An 18,480-nucleotide genomic window follows, 5' to 3' on the forward strand; every position below is an offset into this window, starting at 1 on the left:
GAAGCGAAGCACCTGGTCGTCCCCCGCCCCCTCCGCCCGTCCGCTCGCCGCCCCCCCGGCTCCTCTCCGGAACAGACGGGAGGACGCATGAGGCTCGGGCTCAAGGCGGACAGCCTGCTCGAGCGCTTCGCCGACTGGTTCAACCTGGCGCCCCAACCCCTGGCGCAGGCCTTCTTCGGGATGATGGCGGCGCGCACGATGATGGCCGGCGAGCGTCTGGGCATCTTCGGCGCGCTCGCGGATGGTCAGGCCACGGTGGAGGAGCTGGCGGCGCGGTTGAAGCTGGCCCCGGAGGGCACGCGCGCGCTGCTCGAGGCGCTGGAGGCCTGCGAGGCGGTGGAGCACAAGAAGGGCCGCTACCGGATGGCGGACCGGGCCCGGCGCTGGTTGGATCCGCGCTCGTCCCAGTACGTGGGCGGCTTCCTGGACTTCAACTACACCCAGTGGGAGTGGTGGAGCCACATGGAGGACGCCGTGCGCACGGGCCAGGCGGTGGACATCCACCAGTTCACGCCGGAGGACCCGCGCTGGCGCTCCTACATCCTCGCCATGTACCAGATGGCACGGCTGTCCGCGCCCGAGGTGGCCCGTGCCATTCCGCTGCCCCGGGGAGCCCGGCGGGTGTTGGATCTGGGAGGAGCGCATGGGTGGTTCGCCGCGGAGCTGTGCCGGCGCAACCGGGGGTTGAAGGCCACGGTGTTGGACCTGGAGGGCAGCGTCCGGGTGGGCCGGGAGGTCATCGCCCAGGCCCAGCTGTCACACCTGGTGACGCACCAGGAGGGCGACGTGCTCACCGCCGAGCTGGGGGGGCCACATGACGTGGTGCTGCTCTTCCAGGTGGTGCACCACCTGTCCCCCGCGCAGAACGTGGCGCTCTTGCGTCGGGTGCGCGCCGCGCTCGCGCCCAAGGGGACACTGGCGGTGCTCGAGTACCTGCGCGAGGACGTGGAGAAGCCGCCGAGCGCCGCCCCGCTCATCGGCCTGCACTACTTCCTCACCTCGAAGGCGGCGGCGTACACGCCCGCGGAGCTGGAGGGCTTCCTCGGCGACGCCGGCTTCCGCGTCGAGAGCGCCCGGCCGATGCGCCACGTGCCGCTGCAGACGCTCGTCATCGCCCGCGCGGAGTGAGCCAGGGCACGAGCGAGGGGAGAGGAGATGTCCGCCCCCTGGCCTGACGACCAGGGCAGCCGGACAGAGAAATGAGGCACGGTCTCGGCCCGTCGCGCTACCCTCCGGCCCGACTCCCATGCAGACCCCCATGCCCTCCGCGACCCCCGCCCCCGACGCCCCAGCGCTCGTCACCGAGCTGGACGGAGTGCTCATCCGCACGGACTCGCTCCATGAGGGACTCGTGCGGCTGCTCAAGCGTCAGCCGCACCTGATTCTCGCCGCGCTGGGGTGGCGCCTCCGGGGCCGGGCCTTCTGCCGGGCGGAGGTAGCACGGCACGTGGAGTTGGATCCCGCGCGGCTGCCCTATGACGAGGCACTGCTGTCGCGGCTCACCGAGGAGAAGGCGAGTGGCCGCCGGCTGGTGCTGGCCACGGTGGCGGACCAGCGCGTGGCGGACGCGGTGTCCGAGCACCTGGGCCTCTTCGAGACGGTGCTCGCGAGCGATGGCACCCGGGAGCTGTCCGGCGCCCTGCGAGAGACCCGGCTGCGCGAGACGCTCGGCGCCCCGCACGAGGAAGCGCATCACGCGCCCCCGTTCATGCCCCGCGTCCGCGCGCTGTTCAAGGCGCTGCGCGTCCACCAGTGGGCCAAGAACGTGCTCGTGTTCGTGCCGCTGTTCGCCGCGCACAAGGCGATGAGCGTGCCCCTGTTCCTGCGCGCGCTGCTGGGGATGGTTGCCTTCAGCCTGTGCGCCTCCAGCGTGTACGTGCTCAACGACTTGCTGGACCTGGACTCGGACCGCCAGCACCCGAGCAAGCGCCGCCGGCCCTTCGCATCGGGAGCGCTGCCGCTGGGCGCGGGGCCATGGCTGGGATTGGGGCTGCTGGGCGCGGGAGCGGCGGTGGCCCTGCTCCTGCCGCGCGAGTTCCTCGCCCTGCTGGGCACGTACTACCTCATCACGCTCGCTTATTCGTTCTATCTCAAGCAGGTGATGATGCTGGACGTGCTGGTGCTCGCCGGGCTGTACACGGTGCGCATCCTGGGAGGCTCGCTCGCGGTGGGCATCCCCACGTCGAGCTGGCTGTTCAGCTTCTCCATGTTCCTCTTCCTGTCGCTCGCGCTGGTCAAGCGGCTGAGCGAGGTGCGGCGGCTGCGGCTGGCCAACGAGTCGGTGGCGCACGGACGGGGCTACGTGTCCGGGGATTACGAGCTGCTCGCCGCGCTCGGCGTCTCCAGTGGATACCTTTCCGTGCTGGTGCTCGCGCTCTACATCACCAGCAAGGAAGTGACGACGCTCTATGAGCACCCGGGACGGCTCTGGCTCTTGTGTCCGGTGATGTTGTACTGGGTGGGCCGGGTGTGGCTGCTGGCGCACCGGGGACAGGTGAACGAGGACCCGCTCGTGTTCGCGCTCAAGGACAAGGTGAGCTACGCGGTGGGAGTCATCGCCGCCGGCGTGCTGCTGGCCGCGGCGTGAGGAGCCGAGGAGGATGAAGATGGCGATGGAACCGAAATCCTGGGGGCGCTACCCCCGTGTCTCCGGACAGAAGGCGCACCCCGTCACGTGGACGAGCGAGCCACTGCCCGTCCCCCCGGAAGGCGGCTCGCTGCTGCCCCATGGCCTGGGCCGCAGCTATGGCGACTCGTGCCTCAACGCGGGCGGCTCGCTGCTGACGACGGAGCGGTTGGATCACTTCCTGGGTTTCGACCCGGCCACGGGCGTGCTGCGCTGCGAGTCGGGCGTCACCCTGGACGGCATCCTCCGGCTGGTGACGAACCAGGGGTGGTTCCTGCCGGCGACCCCGGGCACGAAGTTCGTGACGGTGGGCGGCGCCATCGCCAATGACGTGCATGGCAAGAACCACGTGCGCGTGGGCACCTTCGGGCGGCACCTGCGCCGCTTCGAGCTGGTGCGCTCGGACGGCTCGCGCCGGGTGTGCTCGCCCGAGGAGAACCGGGACTGGTTCGAGGCCACCATCGGCGGGCTCGGGCTCACCGGGCTCATCACCTGGGCGGAGCTCCAGCTGCGGCGCGTGAGCAACCCCTACATGCACCAGGAGACGATCGCCTTCTCCAACCTGGAGGGCTTCCTCAAGCTCACGCGCGAGTCGACCCGGGACTTCGAGTACACCGTGGCGTGGGTGGACAGCCTCGCCCGGGGCCGCCATCTGGGCCGGGGCCTGTTCCACCGCGCCAACCACGCGCCCCCGCAGTTCACCGCCCGGCAGCCGTCTCCCCCGCGCCTGTCGGGACTCGCCGTGCCCTTCGACTTCCCGGGCCTGGCGCTCAACCGCGTCTCGGTGACGGCCTTCAACGCGCTCCACTACCGGATGCGCAACCAGGGGCTCATGCACTACGAGCCGTACTTCTTCCCCCTGGACAGCGTGCACCACTGGAACCGCATCTACGGCAGCCAGGGCTTCGTGCAGTTCCAGTGCGTCGTGCCCCCGAACGACGCGGGGGTGGCGGCGCTCAAGGAGATCCTCGATCGCAGCGCGCACAGCGGCATGCCCTCCTTCCTCACGGTGCTCAAGACGTACGGGGACGTGCCGTCGCCCGGGTGGATGAGCTTTCCCAAGGCGGGCTACTCGCTGGCGCTGGACTTCGCCAACCGGGGCGAGCGCACGTACCAGCTCGTGGATGAGCTGGACCGGCTCACGCGCGAGGCGGGCGGGCGGGTGTATCCGGCCAAGGACTCGCGCATGAGCCCGGAGAGCTTCGCGGCGTACTACCCGGAGCGCGAGCGCTTCGCCCAATACGTGGACCCGGCGTTCTCCTCGTCGTTCTGGCGTCGGGTGCGCGGCGCGGGATAGACAGTCGCTCCATGATGAAAAAGGTCCTCGTCCTCGGCGCCACGAGCGCCATTGCCCAGGCCACCGTGCGGCTTCTGGCCGCTCGGGGCGCGTCGCTGTACCTCGTTGCCCGTCACGCCGAGCGGTTGGAAGCGGTGGCGCAGGACGCCCGCACGCGAGGCGCGGCCCGGGTGGAGGCCGAGACGTTGGACCTGGACGACTTCGCCCAGCACGAGCCCCTGGTGGAGCGCGCCACCGCGGCGCTCGGTGGACTGGATGGTGCCCTGCTCGCCCACGGGGTGCTCGGAGACCAGGAGCGGGCCCAGCGCTCCTATGGCGAGACGGAGAAGGTGCTGCGCACCAACTTCCTCAGCGCGGTGTCGCTGCTCACGCCCCTGGCCAACCGCTTCGAGGCCCAGCGCGCGGGCACGCTCGTGGTCATCTCCTCGGTGGCCGGAGATCGGGGACGGCAGAGCAACTACGTGTATGGCGCCTCCAAGGGCGCCTTGAGCGTGTTCCTCCAGGGCCTGCGCAACCGCCTGGCGCCCGCGGGCGTGGCCGTGGTGACGGTGAAGCCGGGCTTCGTGGACACGCCGATGACGGCCGCCGTGAAGAAGAACGCGCTCTTCGCCTCGCCCGAGGCGGTGGCCCGGGGCCTCCTGCGCGCCGTGGACACACACCAGGACGAGGTGTACCTGCCCGACTTCTGGCGCCCCATCATGTTCCTCATCCGCTCCATCCCCGAGCGTGTGTTCAAGCGCCTGAAGCTCTGAACCGCGCCGTCCCGCTCCCCGCGAGGGGCCAGGCGGGCGGACGCGTCGCTTCCCGCGAGGGGCCGAGGCTTCCACTCCCGGTGACATCACCGGGCCCCTCCCACGCTGGGGAATGAAAGGTGATAGCCTCCGGTCTGACGGACGCGCCCCTGTCCCCGGCGGCCACGCCCTCACCGCTCCCCTCCAGGCACTCCCATGGCGTTCTTCAATCCGTTGAGCAGCAGCAACCGCTCCCTGCCCGGACGCATTGATGCGCTCATGCGCGCGTGCGCGATGCCACTGGCGCCCTTCCTGGCCTACCTGGTGGGGATGATGTTGGGGCTCCAGGGCGAGCAGGTCGTCCAGTCCGTCCTCTGGCTGTTGCCCCCCACCATCCTGCTCTTCGGCGTGCTCTACCCGCCGCTGACCATCCACTACCTGCACCGCGACGCCGTGCGCGTCATCCCGGGCGAGCCCCAGGGCCTGCGCCTGGGGCGCCTGCTGCAGATGCCCTGGCGCATCGCCATCTACGTGATGGCCGGCTCGTACACCTTCGGCGCGGGCTTCTTCTGCACCGGCGTGTGCCTGCTCTTCGACAAGAGCCTGTGGCTGGTGGTGTGGGGCAGCCTCATCGGGCTGTCCGTGGGCCTCCTGCTGGCGTTCCCCGCCGGCATCACCATCGAGCGCTGGACCCAGCCGCTGGCGCTCGAGGAGCAGGGGCGTCATCCCCACCTGCGCGTGGTGGGCGGCGGCTTCTTCTGGCTGCGCCAGTCCTGGTTCCTGCCCTACGCCTTCGCCGTCTGCGTGCTGTCGCTCATCGTCCTCGGCGGCCTCACCGTGGCGGTGCAGACGCGCAACGTGCAGACCCGCTACATCGAGGACCTCCAGGCCGTGGGCCAGCACCAGGCCGCCTACATGCTGGAGGGGCTCGGCTCCGCGCTCCTGTCCGAGCTGAGCATCCCCGTGGCCGTGCTCGTCTTCATGCTGCTGGCGCTCGCCACGCTCTCCGCGTGGATGCTGGCGCGCCGCCAGGAGCAGGGCTCGCTCGCGGTGCTCGAGGCCATCGAGGGCCTGTCGGTGGGCAAGGTGCGCCCGGCCCAGTGGGTGTCCAGCGACGAGATTGGCGACCTGGCCTTCGGGCTCAACGCCGTGGTGTTGCAGCTGAGCGCCCTGCCCCGCGAGCTCCAGCAGTCCGCCGCCCAGCTCGTCGAGGCGGGCGCGACCCTGCGTCACGCCAACGAGGCCCAGCGCCTGGCACTCACCACCCAGGCCACCACCATCCAGGACACCAACATCACCGCGCAGGAAATCAAGCAAACCTCGGATCTCTCCGCCCAGCGCGCCGAGGAGGTGCTCAACGTGGTGCGCCACGCCGAGGAGCTCAGCCGCTCGGGCACCCTCGCCATCGAGCAGACCATCGCCGGCTTCAGCGCCATCCGCGATTCCGTGTTCGCCATTCGCGGCAAGATGGAGCGCCTGCAGGCCAGCGCCGTGCAGATCGGTGAAATCACCCAGACGGTGAAGGACCTGGCCGACCAGTCCAACCTGCTCGCCCTCAACGCCGCCATCGAGGCGGTGCGCTCGGGCGAGCACGGCAAGGGCTTTGGCGTGGTGGCGCGGGAGATCCGCGTCCTGGCCGATCAATCCATCCGCTCCACCAGCCGTATCACCACCATCCTCGACGAGGTGGGCAACGCCATCGGCGACGCCGTCGCCATGACGGACGTGAGCACCGCCCAGGTCGAGGGCGGCCTCGGCAAGGTGAAGACCTCGGGCGACAGCCTGCGCCAGCTGTCACTCATGGTGAACAACAGCTCCGAGGCCGTTACACAGATCACCGCCGCCGTGAGTCAGCAGAACGCCGGCTTCGCCCAGATCTTCAATGCCATCGCCGACCTGTCACGCAGCATGGACCAGTCCCTGGAACGCCTGGAATCCACCCAGGAAGCCGCCGACATGCTCCAGAAGGTCTCCCACCAGGTCAGCCAGGTGGCCCGGCAGTATCACGTCGAGTGAACGATCCTTCACGGATATATCAGCAATTACGACTTTGCTCGAATTTTCCACATTGACCGCACATGTTACAGAGCTGTAATCTGAAAAAGTGGCCGAACGGGGAAGGCGATAGTCGCAGCCCCGCCCCCCGGCAGGAGGTCCGTATGCACCGGCAGGAGATTCTGGATCACGTTCGCAACATCATCCTGGCCACCCACACGGGCCTGTATCCGGACGACGTGAACGAGTTCTCCTCGATGACGTACGACCTGGGCATGGACTCGTTCCACCTGGAGTCGATGATCTCCCGGCTCAAGGACGAGGTGGCCAACATCGAGTTCACCCCCTGGTACATCAAGGCGTCGCGCCGGGGACACGACACGGTGGGCAGCCTGGTGGACTTCATCGACGAGCGTCAGCCGCAGGCCCAGGCCGAGACCACGGCGGGCGGCGAGGCCACGCTCGACAACGGGCTCGAGCCACTGGACTCGGAGGCGGCATGACGCCGGCAGCACCCGAGCGTCGCCCCACCCTGCTGTCCATCGCATCAGCAGTGCCCCCGCTGTCGCTCACCCAGGAAGAAATCTACGAGGGGCTGTTCAAGGACTGGTTCAAGCAGATCCCCAACGCCCAGCGCATCATCCAGAACACCGGGGTGCGCCGCCGCTTCTTCGCGTGGGATCCCCGTGTGGAGCTCAAGAAGGGCCGGATGGGCGTGGGGGACCGGGTGCGCGTGTACGAGCGCGTCGGCCTCCAGGTCACCGGGGAATCGGTACAGAAGGCGCTGGGCGAGTTGGATCGCTCGCGCGTGGGCGCCTTCACCATGACGACCAACTCGGGCTACTCGGGGCCGGGGTTGGACCTGTACATCGCCAAGAAGCTCGGGCTGCCCTCCAGCATCCGCCGCACCTTCGTGGGGCACATGGGCTGCTTCGCGGCCTTCCCCGTGCTGCGCACCGCCATGGACAGCGTCGCCGCGCGTCCGGACCAGTACGTCATCGCCAACGCCTCCGAGTACAGCTCGCTGCACTACCACGACACGCCGGACCCCGAGCAGGTGGTGATCCACGGCCTGTTCGGCGACGCGGCGTGCACGGTGGTGATGGGCAGCGCCCCGGACGGCGAGGGCGTGCAGTTCCTGCGCTCGCACACCGAGCAGCTCTACGAGACGCACGAGCTGATGGGCTGGCACATGCACAACGACGGGTTCCGCATGAACCTGTCGCCCTACGTGCCCTTCGTGCTCGCCGAGCACGTGGACGACTTCCTGGAGAAGCTGCTCGGCCCCGAGGGGCTCAAGGCCGGTGACATCAAGCACTGGCTCATCCACCCGGGCGGGCCGAAGATCCTCGAGGGGCTGGGCAAGCAGCTCAAGCTGGACAAGTCGCGCATGCGCGCCAGCTGGCACGTGCTCAGCGAGTACGGCAACTGCGGCGCCACCACCGTGCTGCTGGTGCTCGAGGAGGTGCTGCGCTCGGACAACCCCCAGCGCGGCGAGTACGGCGTGATGATGGGATTCGGACCCGGGCTGACCGTCGAGGGCATCCTGGTCCGCTTCTGAGCCCGGTTCCCCCGGGCCGTTCCTCCACCGCATCACCGAGGTCACATCCAATGAGTCAAGAGCGCCAGGAGCCGCTGCGGCGCCAGACGGGTCCCATCGCACTCGGCCCCGGAGCGGGGCGCCACCCGAGCCGGCAGCTCGCCCCGCGCGCGCCCACCCGCGCCTGGCCCGCCCCCGTGCACACACTGGCCGAGGCCGTGGTGCACTGGGGACGCACCCGCCCCTCCCAGCCCCTGCTCTACTTCGTGGACCTGGAGGAGCGCCTCACCGTGCTCACCGCGGGGGACGTGCTGCACAACACCCTGCGCCTGGGCGCCAACCTGCACGCGCGCGGCGTAAGGCACGGGGACCGGGTGGTGCTCTCGTTCGACACCAGCCCCGAGTTCCTCGAGTGCTTCCTGGCCTGCGGGCTGGTGGGCGCCACGCCCTGCCTCATCGAGCTGCCCTCCTCCAAGGTGTCCGTGCAGGCCTGGGGCGAGCGGCTGCGCGCCAAGCTGCGGCTGCTCGGCGCCCGCGCCATGCTCATTGATCCGGACTTCGTGGACCTGGCGCACGAGGCGCTCGCCGAGTACACCCCCGAGCCCGGCCAGACGGCCCCCTTCGTGGCCGTGCCGGCGGACCTGGTGGCCGACGCCGAGCCCCTCACCCCGCCCACCCTGGACGCGGACGAGACGGCCTTCATCCAGTTCACCTCGGGCACCACGGACGCCCCCAAGGGCGTGCAGATCTCCCACCGGGCGCTGCTGGCCAACTGCGCGGCCATCGGCGAGGGCGGCGGGTGGGACTCGGATGACCTGATGGTCTGCTGGCTGCCGCTCTTCCACGACATGGGCCTGGTGGCCAGCGTGCTCGCCTCGCTCGTGCACGGCCTGCCCACGGCGCTCCTGCCGCCCTTCGGCTTCCTGCTCAAGCCCTCGCGCTGGCTGTGGGCGATCCACGCCTTTCGCGCCACCTCGTGCTTCGCCCCCAACTTCGCCTACCAGCTGTGCGTCAAGCGCATCAAGGACGCGGAGCTGGACGGGTTGGACCTGAGCGCCTGGAAGCGCGCCTACAACGCCGCGGAGTTCATCCACGCCGACACGGTGCAGCAGTTCACCGAGCGCTTCGGCCCCCATGGCTTCGAGCCGGAGGCGTGGCGGCCCTCCTACGGCATGGCGGAGATGGTGGTGGGGGTGACGTGCCGCATGCGGGGCGAGCCCCTGCGCGTCGAGACGCTCTCGCGCACGGCCCTGGCCACGCGGCGCGAGGCCGTGCCCGTGGCCCCGGGCACCCGCGCCGATGCGCTCGTGGTGCACGGCGTGGGCCGGACCCTCAAGGGCATCGAGTTGAAGATCGTGGACGAGGAGGGCCAGCCGGTGCCCGAGCGCCACGAGGGAGAAATCCTGCTGCGCGGCACGTCGCTCTTCAGCGGCTACTACCAGAACCCCGAGGCCACCGGCGCGGTGCTGCGCGACGGCTGGCTGTACACCGGAGACCTGGGCTACCTCGTCGGCAGCGAGCTCTTCATCTGCGGGCGCAGCAAGGATCTCATCATCAAGGCGGGGGAGAACCACCACCCGTACACCATGGAGAACGCCGCCGGGCGCGTGGCGGGCGTGCGCGTGGGCTGCGTGGCGGCGGTGGGCGTCAACAACGCCCAGACGGGCACCGAGGACATCGTCATCGTGTGCGAGACCACCGAGAGCAAGCCCGACGCGCTGCGCCAACTGTGCAAGCACGTGGAGGAGACCGTCTTCCAGGGCGCCGGCGTCCGTCCCAACCGCGTCGTCCCCGTGCCGCCCCAGTCCCTGCCCAAGACGACCAGCGGCAAGCTCAAGCGCGCCTACATCCGCCAGAACATCGAGGAGTTCGAGGCCCTCTCCCTCCTGGTGAAGCCGCCGCCCCCCGTCGCCGTGGTGCACTGAAAACCTGGTTCACCTGTTTTGGTTGATTCCCATATTTTTATAAAAAAGCGCTCGCCTCCTTGCTTGCCCTGATTGCCTGAAGTAGAAGATTTCCAACTTTCCCACGAGGAGTTGGAATGTCCCGCAGCGTCGTGTCGATGAGTGGCAAGTTCGCGGTGGTCCTGGGTGCGGTCCTGGCGCTCGGTGGTTGCACCGAGGTCGATCAGGTGCCCGCGGAGGAGGCAGCTCCCCAGGAGCAGGGGTTCGCGCGCGGCTGTGTGACGAAGGACCTGAGCGAGGCCGAGAGGAACGCGGTGGAGCAGGCCATCGCGGGGACGGTGAAGGGCCAGGCGCGCACCCCGGGCTCGGTGACCATCAAGGTCTACTGGCACACCATCACCAACACCTCGGGCGCGGGCGCCCTGAGCGCCACGGCGATCGCCAACCAGATCTCCGTGCTCAACGCCGCCTACTCGAAGACGCCCTTCAAGTTCTCGCTCGTGAGCACGGACACCACCGCCAACAACTCCTGGTACACCACCACGGGCGGCACCTACGAGTCGGCGATGAAGAACGCGCTGCGCAAGGGTGGCGCGGGCGACCTGAACGTCTACTCCAACAACATGGGCGGCGGCCTGCTGGGCTGGGCGACCTTCCCCTCCAGCTACTCCTCGCAGCCGAAGATGGACGGCGTGGTCATCCTCTACAGCTCGCTGCCCGGCGGCAGCGCGGCCCCCTTCAACCAGGGTGACACGGCGACCCACGAGGTCGGCCACTGGCTGGGCCTGTACCACACCTTCCAGGGCGGCTGCACCACCACGAACGACAGCGTGAGCGACACCCCGGCCGAGTCCACCCCGGCGTCGGGCTGCCCCACGGGCCGCGACACCTGCTCCTCCGCCGGCCTGGACCCCATCACCAACTTCATGGACTACAGCGACGACGCCTGCATGAACACCTTCTCCACGGGCCAGATCGAGCGCATGGACACCCTGACCAAGCAGTACCGCGGGATCTGATCCCCGTCTGAAGTCCCGCCGTCCCCGACGCCGGAGCACGCCTCACCCGCGTGCCCGGCGTCTTCGTTTTTCCTACTCCTCGCGCTCCACCCGGGCGAAGGCCAGCGCGCTCCGGGCCATCTCCACCATGAGGCCCACCGTCCTCACCTTCTTGGGCGCGGTGAGCTCGTTGGCGAGGAAGCGCCGCAAGGCCTCGCCACGGCGCAGCTTGCCGCTGGAGGTGCGCGGCAGCGTGCCCGGCTCCAACACGCGCACCGTGTGGGGCCTCACGCCCGTGCCCGCCACCACCGCCTCGCGCACCCGCTCCTCCAGGCCCTCCACCCGCGCTCCCGGCGCATGCTCGGCGAGCACCAGCAGGGCCTCGTCCTGGCCATCCTCGGGGGTGAAGCCCAGCGCCACCGCGCACCCCGTGCGCAGGCCGTCCACGCCCTCCAGCGCCTCCTCGAACTCCTGGGGCGCGTGGTTGGCGCCGCGGATGATGACCAGGTCCTTCGCGCGGCCGGTGAGGAACAGCTCGCCGTCCGCCTCGAAGCCCAGGTCCCCCGTGTCCAGCCAGCCCGCCTCGTCCAGCGCGCGCACCGTGGCCTCGGGCAGGCCGAAGTAGCCCTCCATCACCGAGGGGCCCCGGGCGAACACCCGCCCCACGCGCCGCTCCGGCAGCACGTGGCCCAGCGAGTCGCGCACCTGCACCTCGCAGCCCGGCACCGGACGCCCCACGGACACCACCGGGCGCTCCCCCTCCACCATGCGCCGCTCCGTGGCCAGCACCCGCGCGTCCACTCCCAGCGCGTACGGCCCCCGGCCCGCCACCGGGAAGGTGACGGCGAGCGACGCCTCGCTCAGCCCGTACACGGGCCGCATCGCCCCCGGCTGGAAGCCCCAGCGCGAGAAGCGCTCGCCAAAGCGCCGCAGCGTCTCCAGCGACACGGGCTCCGCGCCATTGAGCGCGTGCCTCCAGGCCGACAGGTCCACGCCCTCCAGCTCCGCGTCCTTCACCCGCTTGAGGCACAGCCCATAGGCGAAGTTGGGCGCGGGCGACACGAAGGCACGGTGGCGCGACAGGGCGCGCAGCCACAGCGCCGGCCGCGCGAGGAACACCTCGGGCGGAATGAGCACCATGCGCCCCGGGTAGTACAGCGCCGAGAGCAGACAGCCGATGAGCCCCATGTCGTGGTAGAGCGGCAGCCACGACACGCCCACGGCGTCGCCCTCGAGTGGCGGCGGAATCTCCGCCTCCAGCGCCGCCAGCTGCGCCATCAGGCTGTCGTGGCGCAACGCCACCGGCTTGGGGTCCACCGTGGAGCCCGACGAGAACTGGATGAGGCCCAGGGACTGGGGCGCGACGGACAGGGCCAGCTCCCCGCCCTCGCGCGACACGTCCTCCACCGTCAGACACCCGAGCCGGGGACGCGCCGCCGCCACGGGCGTGCCCAACAACAGCCGCACCTTCGAGTCCGTGAGCACCACGGCCGCGCCCGACACCTCCAACATGCGCGCCGTCGAGCGGTGGTACTCCTCCAGCCGGCCCAGGCGCACCGGGGGATAGAGCGGCACCGGCACCGCGCCCGCCAGCAACGTGCCGAAGAACGCATCCATGAAGCCCGGCGAGGTGGGCAGCAGCAGCGCCACCCTGTCTCCGGGCCGCACCCCCAGGTGGTGCAGCCCCGAGGCCGTGCGGCACGCCCGCTCGTACACCTGGGCCCAGGGCAGGTGCGTCTCGCGCTCGGCCGCGTCCACGAAGACGAGTCCGAGCCGCCCACGGGCCGCGCCCTCCAGGGCCTCGTTGAGCGTGGGGTACTTCACGCGCGGCAGCGGGGGCCCCTTCATGGCGCACCTTCCACGAAGGCGTGCCGGGCGCCGCCCGACAGCCGCGAGGCCACCAGGTGCATGAGATCTCCCACCGTCACCACGCCCATCGAGTCCTCCATGGACAGGCGGATGCGGAAGCGGTTCTCCAGTTCCACCGCCAGCACCGTGAGGCCCAGGCTGTCGAGCTGGAGATCGCGCATCAGGTGATGCACGGGCTCCACCGGGCCACTCCACTCCAGCTCCTGGGAAACGATGCGGCGGATTTCATCGAGGACGACCAGCTCATGCTCAACCACGGAGTACCTCCGGCAAGGAAGCGAGGCCCCCCCTGGCAGGAGCCTCGAAAGGGGCGAGCCGTCCCGCCGGCTCACCAGCGCAGCAGCACGAGTTCGGCGCAGAAGCCCGGACCCATGGCCATCATCACGCCCCAATCTCCGGGCCGGGCCACGCCCGACTCCAGCGTGTCCCCCAGCACGAAGAGCACCGAGGCCGAGGAGAGGTTGCCCACCTCGTGCAGGGACCTCCACGAGCGCTCCAGCGAGCCGACCACCAGCTCCAGCGAGTCCTCGAAGGCCTGCAACACCTTGGGACCTCCGGTGTGTGCCACCCAGTGCTTGATGTCCTTGCGCGTGAGCCCCTGCTCGGCGAGGAAGCCGTCCACGTCCTGGCGGATGTGCTCGCGCACCAACTGCGGCACCTTGGCCGACAGCACCACCTTGAAGCCCGAATCCACCACGTCCCAGCCCATGATGCGCTCGGTGTCCGGGAAGAGCACCGAGCGGGTGGACATGATGCGCGGCCCCGTGCCCGTAGGGGCCTTGTCCGCGCCCTGCAACACCACGCACGCCGCCCCGTCCCCGAAGAGCCCGGAGGCGATGATGTTGGGGATGGACAGGTCCTCGCGCTGGAGCGTCAGCGAGCACAGCTCCACGGTGATGAGCAGCGCCGTCTGGCCCTTCCACGCGCGCAGGTAGTCCGAGGCGCGCGACACCCCCGCCGCCCCCGCCACACACCCCAGCCCGAAGATGGGCGTGCGCTTCACGTCCGAGCGCATCCGCATGCGGTTCATCAACCGCGCGTCGACGCTCGGCGTGGAGATGCCCGTCACCGTGACGAAGAAGAGGTGGTCCACGTCCCGCGGCGTGAGCCCCGTGCGCTCCAACGCCTTGCCCACCACCTGCTCGCCCAGCTCGCTGGCCACCTTGATCCACGCGTCGTTGCGCTGCTGGAAGGTGGTGAGCGTGTTGTACTGCTCGATGGGAAGGGCGAGGAAGCGGCCGTCCACCTGCACCGAGCGATGCAGCTCCTCCAGGCGCTCGATGTTGTAGTGCCTCGTGGCCCAGAGATCGCGCAGCGCCCCGATGATCTGCTCCTGCGGGGAGTAGTGCGGCGGAAGCAACCGCTCCACGGCACGGATGACAGGAGCGCAGTCCTGGGTGAGTGCGGTGTTCATCGACGCCATCCCTCGGAAAGAGTGGGGGATCGACGGTTAATCACCCCGCCCCGAGGGTGCGACCTGGACGCGGAAGATTGAATGTCCCTGCACTTCCTCCCCTGCGGGACATGCTGGCTGGCTGACAACTGGCCCATCCAACACGTGACCCTGGGGTCACGCCTGTCGGGCAATGAACAGTCAATGAGACCGAGGTGCAATGACTCCGCGTGCGAGAGGGAGGGGGGCCTACTGACTGCTGGCGGAAGAGGCCATACTCGGTTCCCCCGTCGCGAGCTGGGGGGCAGGCGCACGCACCGGGCCGAGCAGGGTGAGATCGGCCACCACCGGGAAGTGATCCGAGGCCTTCACGCGCAGGACCTTGCTGCGCCGGGGCATGAAGCGCTCGCTCGCCAGGACGTAATCGAGGCGCAGGCTGGGGATGATGGGCAGGGGGTAGGTGATGGCGGAGCCCTCGCCGCGCTGGGCGAACACGTCCATGAGCTCGCGCGTGAAGAGCCGCAGCGAGTTGGATTCGGGCGTGTCGTTCATGTCGCCCATGAGCAGCTTGGGCCGGGGGTCCTGGCTCACCAGCGCCATGATGGCCACGCTCTGGCGCACGCGGATGGCGTTGTTGAAGGGCCGCCGGGTGAGGTGGGTGACGTAGACGCTCACCTCCTGCCCGTTCACCTTCACCAGCGCATGGGCCAGGGTGCGCGGCTCGGTGCCCTCCACCACGGGCAGCGGGTGCTGCTGCACGGACTCCAGCGGAAAGCGTGACAGGAGCGCCACGCCATAATCCCCACCGAACAGCGAGGTGGTGCGGAAATGGGCGTAGTACGGCAGCCCCGTGCGCTCGGCGAGCACCGCGGGTTGATCCAATCCGCTGGCCCTCAGGGAGCGGACATCCACTTCCTGCAGGGCGACGATGTCGGGCGCGGCGGAGCGGATGACGTCCGCCACCTTGTCGAGTCCCTGGAGGCCGGACTGGATGTTGAAGGTCATCACCCTCAAGTCCACCTCTTCCTGACCGGGCGCCACGGCGGAGACCGTCTGGGCCGGGGCGGCGACCGACTGAGTCATCGGAAGGGAAGAGGGTTCGGACAGCGCCTCGTGACGCGAGGCGGAGGAGGACGAAGCACACGCGAGGGGGGTCGCGAGAAACAGGCCGGCGAGAAGTCGGTCGATTCGCATGAAGTGGCGAGCAAGATGCCAGCCCCCTCCATGCCGCGTCTTCCCTACCTCCCAGGACAGGCCGGGGAGCGGCCGGGCAAGTCCTCCTCCCGCGCGTCTGGCGAACGTTGGGAATAAGCGCGGCGCCGGTGAACAAGCCGCGCGGAAACGTTGACTCCTGGGAGGGCCTCCAGGCAAACCGCACCGTTCGCCCATGCCCAAGTCCGCCAAACCCGAATTCGATGTCATCGTCTGGGGAGCCACCGGCTTCACCGGCCGCCTCGTCGCGGAGTACCTCGCCCGTACCCAGGACACCCACCGGGCACGCTGGGCACTCGCGGGCCGGGATCGCTCCAAGCTCGAGCAGGTGCGCGCGAAGATCGCCAGCACCAACGCCGCGTGCACCGAGCTGCCCCTGCTGCTCGCGAACGCCCAGGACGCGGCCTCGCTGGACACGCTGGTGGGCCGCACCCGCGTCATCATCAGCACCGTGGGCCCCTACGCGCGCTACGGCAACGAGCTGGTGGCGGCCTGTGCCCGCGGCGGCACCGACTACTGCGACCTGACGGGCGAGGTGCAGTGGATGCGCCGGATGATCGACGCCCACGACGCCCAGGCCCGTGAGAGCGGCGCGCGCATCGTGCACACCTGCGGCTTCGACTCCATCCCCTCGGACCTGGGCGTGCTCATGCTCCAGGAGTACATGCGCGAGCAGCACGGGGGCCACTGCGACCGGGTGCGCTACTACACGACGAAGCTCAAGGGCGGCGTCAGCGGCGGCACCGTGGCGAGCATGCTGCAGATGATGGACGAGATGGAGAAGGACCCGTCCCTGCGCCGGGTGCTCGGCAATACCCACGCGCTCGACCCCGAGCCGCGGCGCGGCCGCCCCGAGGAGCGCGATCAGATGGGCGTGCGCTACGACGCGGAGCTGGGCAGCTGGACGGCCCCCTTCTTCATGGCCTCGGTGAACACGCGCGTGGTGCGCCGCTCCAATGCCCTGCTCGGCTACCCCTGGGGCAAGGACTTCCTCTACTCCGAGGCGAGCAGCTTCGGGCCCGGCGCCAGGGGACTGCTCTCCGCCACGAGCTTCACCGCGGGAATGGGTGCCTTCCTCGGACTCTCGAGCGTGTCGCGCGTGCGCAAGGAACTCGAGAAGCGCGTGCTGCCCGCCCCCGGCGAGGGCCCCTCGGAGGAGCAGCGGGAGAAGGGTTCCTTCACCATCAAGCTGCTCGGCGAGGGCCAGTCGACCAAGACGGGAGCGCGGGTGAAGCTGGAGGGCAAGGTGGCCGCCAGGGGAGATCCGGGCTACGCCGCGACGTCGCGGATGCTCGCCGAGTCGGCACTGTGCCTCGCCTTCGATGACGTCCCCTCCGCGGGCGGCATCCTCACCCCCGCCTCGGGCATGGGCACCCGCCTCATCGACCGGCTGCGCAAGGCCGACATGACGTTCGAGGTGCGCGAGGCCACGTCGAACACCTACTGAGCCACCCTCGCGCGGAAGACGCGAGCCCTGGGCTACACTGCCTCCCCCCACTCATCCTGGAAGAGGAGTACCCCCCATGGCTCGCGACGCGATGTGGAAGCGGATGGCCTTCGCTCTGCTCCTGACGGCCTGTGGCTCGAACGGAGCCCCGGATGGAGGAGGCGACGGAAACCCACCCGGTGGGCAGAACCCCAGTGGCCCCCCACCCCCCATCCAGCTCGGCGCGCCCCCCTCCCTGGAGTGGCGCGACGGCTACTCCGCCTTCGACGAGCCCTTCGACACGTTGGACCTCGCGCGCTGGCGCCCCTCGGACGGATGGGCGAACAGCGGGGACTTCAACGCCGGCTGGCGCGCGGACCACGCTGTCGTCACCGACGGCCGGTTGGAGCTGATCCTCGACACCGCGACCTGCTCGACGGGAGGCTGCTCCGGACGGCCCTACGCCTCGGGTGAGGTCGCCACCCAGCGCTATTACGGCTATGGGCGCTACGAGGTGCGGATGAAGCCCGTGCGCACCCCGGGCACGATGACCGCCTTCGCCATCACCACGGGCCCCGCCGAGTCGACGCGCTCGGACTCCATCGACCTGGCCATCCTCGGGCAGAACACCAAGGCCCTGCGCCTCAACTACATCACCAACGGGCAGCGGCATGACCTGGGGGTGAACCTGCCCTTCGACGCCGCGGACGACTTCCACACCTACGGCATCGAATGGACGCGCGACGCCATCCACTGGTACGTCGACGACCAGCGCATCCACTCCGAGACGGGCTACAAGGGAGAGCTGCCGTCCGTGCCAGGACGAGCCCTCGTGAACTTCTGGCCCGGGAACGTGGGCACCACCTCGTCCTGGATGGGCCGCTTCACCTACCCGGGAAGCCCCCTGGTCGTGGGCGTCGAGCAGGTCCGCTACGGCCCGGCCGCGCCCGTCGAGTTGCTGGAGAGCTTCGACACCCCCGAGCAGGCCGCCCAGTGGGTGCGCACGGTGGGCACGGGCGCGAGCCTCACCGCCCGGCAGTCCAACCAGGGGCATCAGGGCAAGTCGCTGTACCTGGACTACAACACGAGCGCCACGGCGTACGCGTACACCGCGCGCACCTTCTCCGAGCCCCAGGACTGGACGGGGGCGCGCTACCTGAACTTCTGGTTCAGGGGCTATCAGACGGGCAACCCGTTCCGGGTGGAGCTGCGCGACAACGGCCCGAGCGCCGACGCGGCGGAGCGCTTCGAGTACCGCTTCCAGGACGACTTCAAGGGCTGGAAGTGGGTGAGCGTGCCCCTGACGTCCTTCACCCGGCGCACGGACGGGCAGCCCGCGGGCGCGCCCGAGGACGGACTGACGCTGTCGGGCGTGTGGGGCCTGGCCTTCCAGCCCCTGGCGGGCAACAACGAGGCCTTCATCGACGACCTCGAGCTGGAGCGCTGAATCCTGGGCGGGAGGCCTCCGGGGGGCATTGCTTTTGGCCAG

15 protein-coding genes are annotated in these 18,480 nt (G+C 69.8%); 11 read left to right on the forward strand and 4 right to left on the reverse strand.

Translation table 11 applies throughout. The features are described from left to right. Positions 1-87: 87 nt before the first annotated feature. The 9 genes from CYFUS_RS46640 to CYFUS_RS46680 all read left to right on the forward strand — a co-directional run bounded on the left by CYFUS_RS46640 (position 88) and on the right by CYFUS_RS46680 (position 11,112). A complete protein-coding gene (locus CYFUS_RS46640) occupies positions 88-1,128 on the forward strand; it encodes a methyltransferase (protein ID WP_095991111.1) in 1,041 nt (346 codons plus the stop codon). Between the two features lie 118 nt (positions 1,129-1,246). Further along, complete coding sequence (locus tag CYFUS_RS46645) at positions 1,247-2,587, forward strand: UbiA family prenyltransferase (protein WP_095991112.1); 1,341 nt, start codon at positions 1,247-1,249, stop codon at positions 2,585-2,587. A 19-nt stretch (positions 2,588-2,606) separates the two neighbouring features. Then, positions 2,607-3,923, forward strand: coding sequence for an FAD-binding oxidoreductase (locus tag CYFUS_RS46650; protein WP_095992640.1), 1,317 nt, complete (start codon positions 2,607-2,609; stop codon positions 3,921-3,923). Positions 3,924-3,937: 14 nt separating this feature from the next. Then, positions 3,938-4,675: an SDR family oxidoreductase gene (locus tag CYFUS_RS46655; protein WP_043430766.1), complete on the forward strand. Its 738-nt coding sequence runs from the start codon at positions 3,938-3,940 to the stop codon at positions 4,673-4,675. A 195-nt stretch (positions 4,676-4,870) separates the two neighbouring features. Further along, positions 4,871-6,670, forward strand: coding sequence for a methyl-accepting chemotaxis protein (locus CYFUS_RS46660; RefSeq protein ID WP_095991113.1), 1,800 nt, complete (start codon positions 4,871-4,873; stop codon positions 6,668-6,670). A 143-nt stretch (positions 6,671-6,813) separates the two neighbouring features. Continuing rightward, entirely contained in the window at positions 6,814-7,152 is a 339-nt protein-coding gene (locus tag CYFUS_RS46665) for an acyl carrier protein (protein ID WP_095991114.1), read from the forward strand. Beyond that, complete coding sequence (locus CYFUS_RS46670; protein ID WP_095991115.1) at positions 7,149-8,210, forward strand: type III polyketide synthase; 1,062 nt, start codon at positions 7,149-7,151, stop codon at positions 8,208-8,210. Before CYFUS_RS46665 ends, CYFUS_RS46670 begins: the two co-directional genes overlap by 4 nt. 50 nt (positions 8,211-8,260) lie before the next feature. After that, positions 8,261-10,114, forward strand: a complete 1,854-nt coding sequence (locus CYFUS_RS46675) for a fatty acyl-AMP ligase (RefSeq protein WP_095991116.1) — start codon at positions 8,261-8,263, stop codon at positions 10,112-10,114. Positions 10,115-10,230: 116 nt separating this feature from the next. Next, positions 10,231-11,112, forward strand: a complete 882-nt coding sequence (locus CYFUS_RS46680; protein ID WP_095991117.1) for a zinc metalloprotease — start codon at positions 10,231-10,233, stop codon at positions 11,110-11,112. A 72-nt stretch (positions 11,113-11,184) separates the two neighbouring features. On the opposite strand, the gene CYFUS_RS46685 is transcribed toward CYFUS_RS46680, so the two are convergent. The 4 genes from CYFUS_RS46685 to CYFUS_RS46700 all read right to left on the reverse strand — a co-directional run bounded on the left by CYFUS_RS46685 (position 11,185) and on the right by CYFUS_RS46700 (position 15,436). Beyond that, positions 11,185-12,939 carry a fatty acyl-AMP ligase gene (locus CYFUS_RS46685; RefSeq protein ID WP_095991118.1) on the reverse strand — a complete coding sequence of 585 codons (1,755 nt, stop codon included), beginning with the start codon at positions 12,937-12,939 and terminating at the stop codon, positions 11,185-11,187. Next, positions 12,936-13,217, reverse strand: a complete 282-nt coding sequence (locus tag CYFUS_RS46690; RefSeq protein WP_095991119.1) for an acyl carrier protein — start codon at positions 13,215-13,217, stop codon at positions 12,936-12,938. Before CYFUS_RS46690 ends, CYFUS_RS46685 begins: the two co-directional genes overlap by 4 nt. A gap of 71 nt (positions 13,218-13,288) precedes the next feature. Then, positions 13,289-14,374 carry a type III polyketide synthase gene (locus CYFUS_RS46695; RefSeq protein ID WP_095991120.1) on the reverse strand — a complete coding sequence of 362 codons (1,086 nt, stop codon included), beginning with the start codon at positions 14,372-14,374 and terminating at the stop codon, positions 13,289-13,291. 228 nt (positions 14,375-14,602) lie between these two features. Then, the gene (locus tag CYFUS_RS46700; protein WP_232537208.1) at positions 14,603-15,436 is read right to left on the reverse strand and encodes an endonuclease/exonuclease/phosphatase family protein; all 834 of its coding nucleotides are present in this window, start codon (positions 15,434-15,436) and stop codon (positions 14,603-14,605) included. A gap of 304 nt (positions 15,437-15,740) precedes the next feature. On the opposite strand from CYFUS_RS46700, the gene CYFUS_RS46705 reads away from it, so the two are divergent. Both CYFUS_RS46705 and CYFUS_RS46710 read left to right on the forward strand, forming a co-directional pair. Further along, positions 15,741-17,012: a saccharopine dehydrogenase family protein gene (locus tag CYFUS_RS46705; RefSeq protein ID WP_095991122.1), complete on the forward strand. Its 1,272-nt coding sequence runs from the start codon at positions 15,741-15,743 to the stop codon at positions 17,010-17,012. Positions 17,013-17,088: 76 nt separating this feature from the next. Then, on the forward strand, positions 17,089-18,438 hold the full coding sequence (locus CYFUS_RS46710) for a family 16 glycosylhydrolase (RefSeq protein ID WP_095991123.1): 1,350 nt from the start codon (positions 17,089-17,091) through the stop codon (positions 18,436-18,438). The last annotated feature ends 42 nt before the right edge of the window (positions 18,439-18,480 follow it).

The sequence above is a fragment of the Cystobacter fuscus genome (assembly GCF_002305875.1).
Classification (GTDB): domain Bacteria; phylum Myxococcota; class Myxococcia; order Myxococcales; family Myxococcaceae; genus Cystobacter; species Cystobacter fuscus_A.

Coding starts and splice junctions, on each gene's coding strand:
- CYFUS_RS46655 (WP_043430766.1), top strand. CDS start 3,938: ATGAAAAAGGTCCTCGTCCTCGGCGCCACGAGCGCCATTGCCCAGGCC.
- CYFUS_RS46695 (WP_095991120.1), bottom strand. CDS start 14,374: ATGAACACCGCACTCACCCAGGACTGCGCTCCTGTCATCCGTGCCGTG.
- CYFUS_RS46670 (WP_095991115.1), top strand. CDS start 7,149: ATGACGCCGGCAGCACCCGAGCGTCGCCCCACCCTGCTGTCCATCGCA.
- CYFUS_RS46640 (WP_095991111.1), top strand. CDS start 88: ATGAGGCTCGGGCTCAAGGCGGACAGCCTGCTCGAGCGCTTCGCCGAC.
- CYFUS_RS46710 (WP_095991123.1), top strand. CDS start 17,089: ATGGCTCGCGACGCGATGTGGAAGCGGATGGCCTTCGCTCTGCTCCTG.
- CYFUS_RS46650 (WP_095992640.1), top strand. CDS start 2,607: ATGGCGATGGAACCGAAATCCTGGGGGCGCTACCCCCGTGTCTCCGGA.
- CYFUS_RS46665 (WP_095991114.1), top strand. CDS start 6,814: ATGCACCGGCAGGAGATTCTGGATCACGTTCGCAACATCATCCTGGCC.
- CYFUS_RS46685 (WP_095991118.1), bottom strand. CDS start 12,939: ATGAAGGGGCCCCCGCTGCCGCGCGTGAAGTACCCCACGCTCAACGAG.
- CYFUS_RS46675 (WP_095991116.1), top strand. CDS start 8,261: ATGAGTCAAGAGCGCCAGGAGCCGCTGCGGCGCCAGACGGGTCCCATC.
- CYFUS_RS46705 (WP_095991122.1), top strand. CDS start 15,741: ATGCCCAAGTCCGCCAAACCCGAATTCGATGTCATCGTCTGGGGAGCC.
- CYFUS_RS46700 (WP_232537208.1), bottom strand. CDS start 15,436: ATGACTCAGTCGGTCGCCGCCCCGGCCCAGACGGTCTCCGCCGTGGCG.
- CYFUS_RS46680 (WP_095991117.1), top strand. CDS start 10,231: ATGTCCCGCAGCGTCGTGTCGATGAGTGGCAAGTTCGCGGTGGTCCTG.
- CYFUS_RS46645 (WP_095991112.1), top strand. CDS start 1,247: ATGCAGACCCCCATGCCCTCCGCGACCCCCGCCCCCGACGCCCCAGCG.
- CYFUS_RS46660 (WP_095991113.1), top strand. CDS start 4,871: ATGGCGTTCTTCAATCCGTTGAGCAGCAGCAACCGCTCCCTGCCCGGA.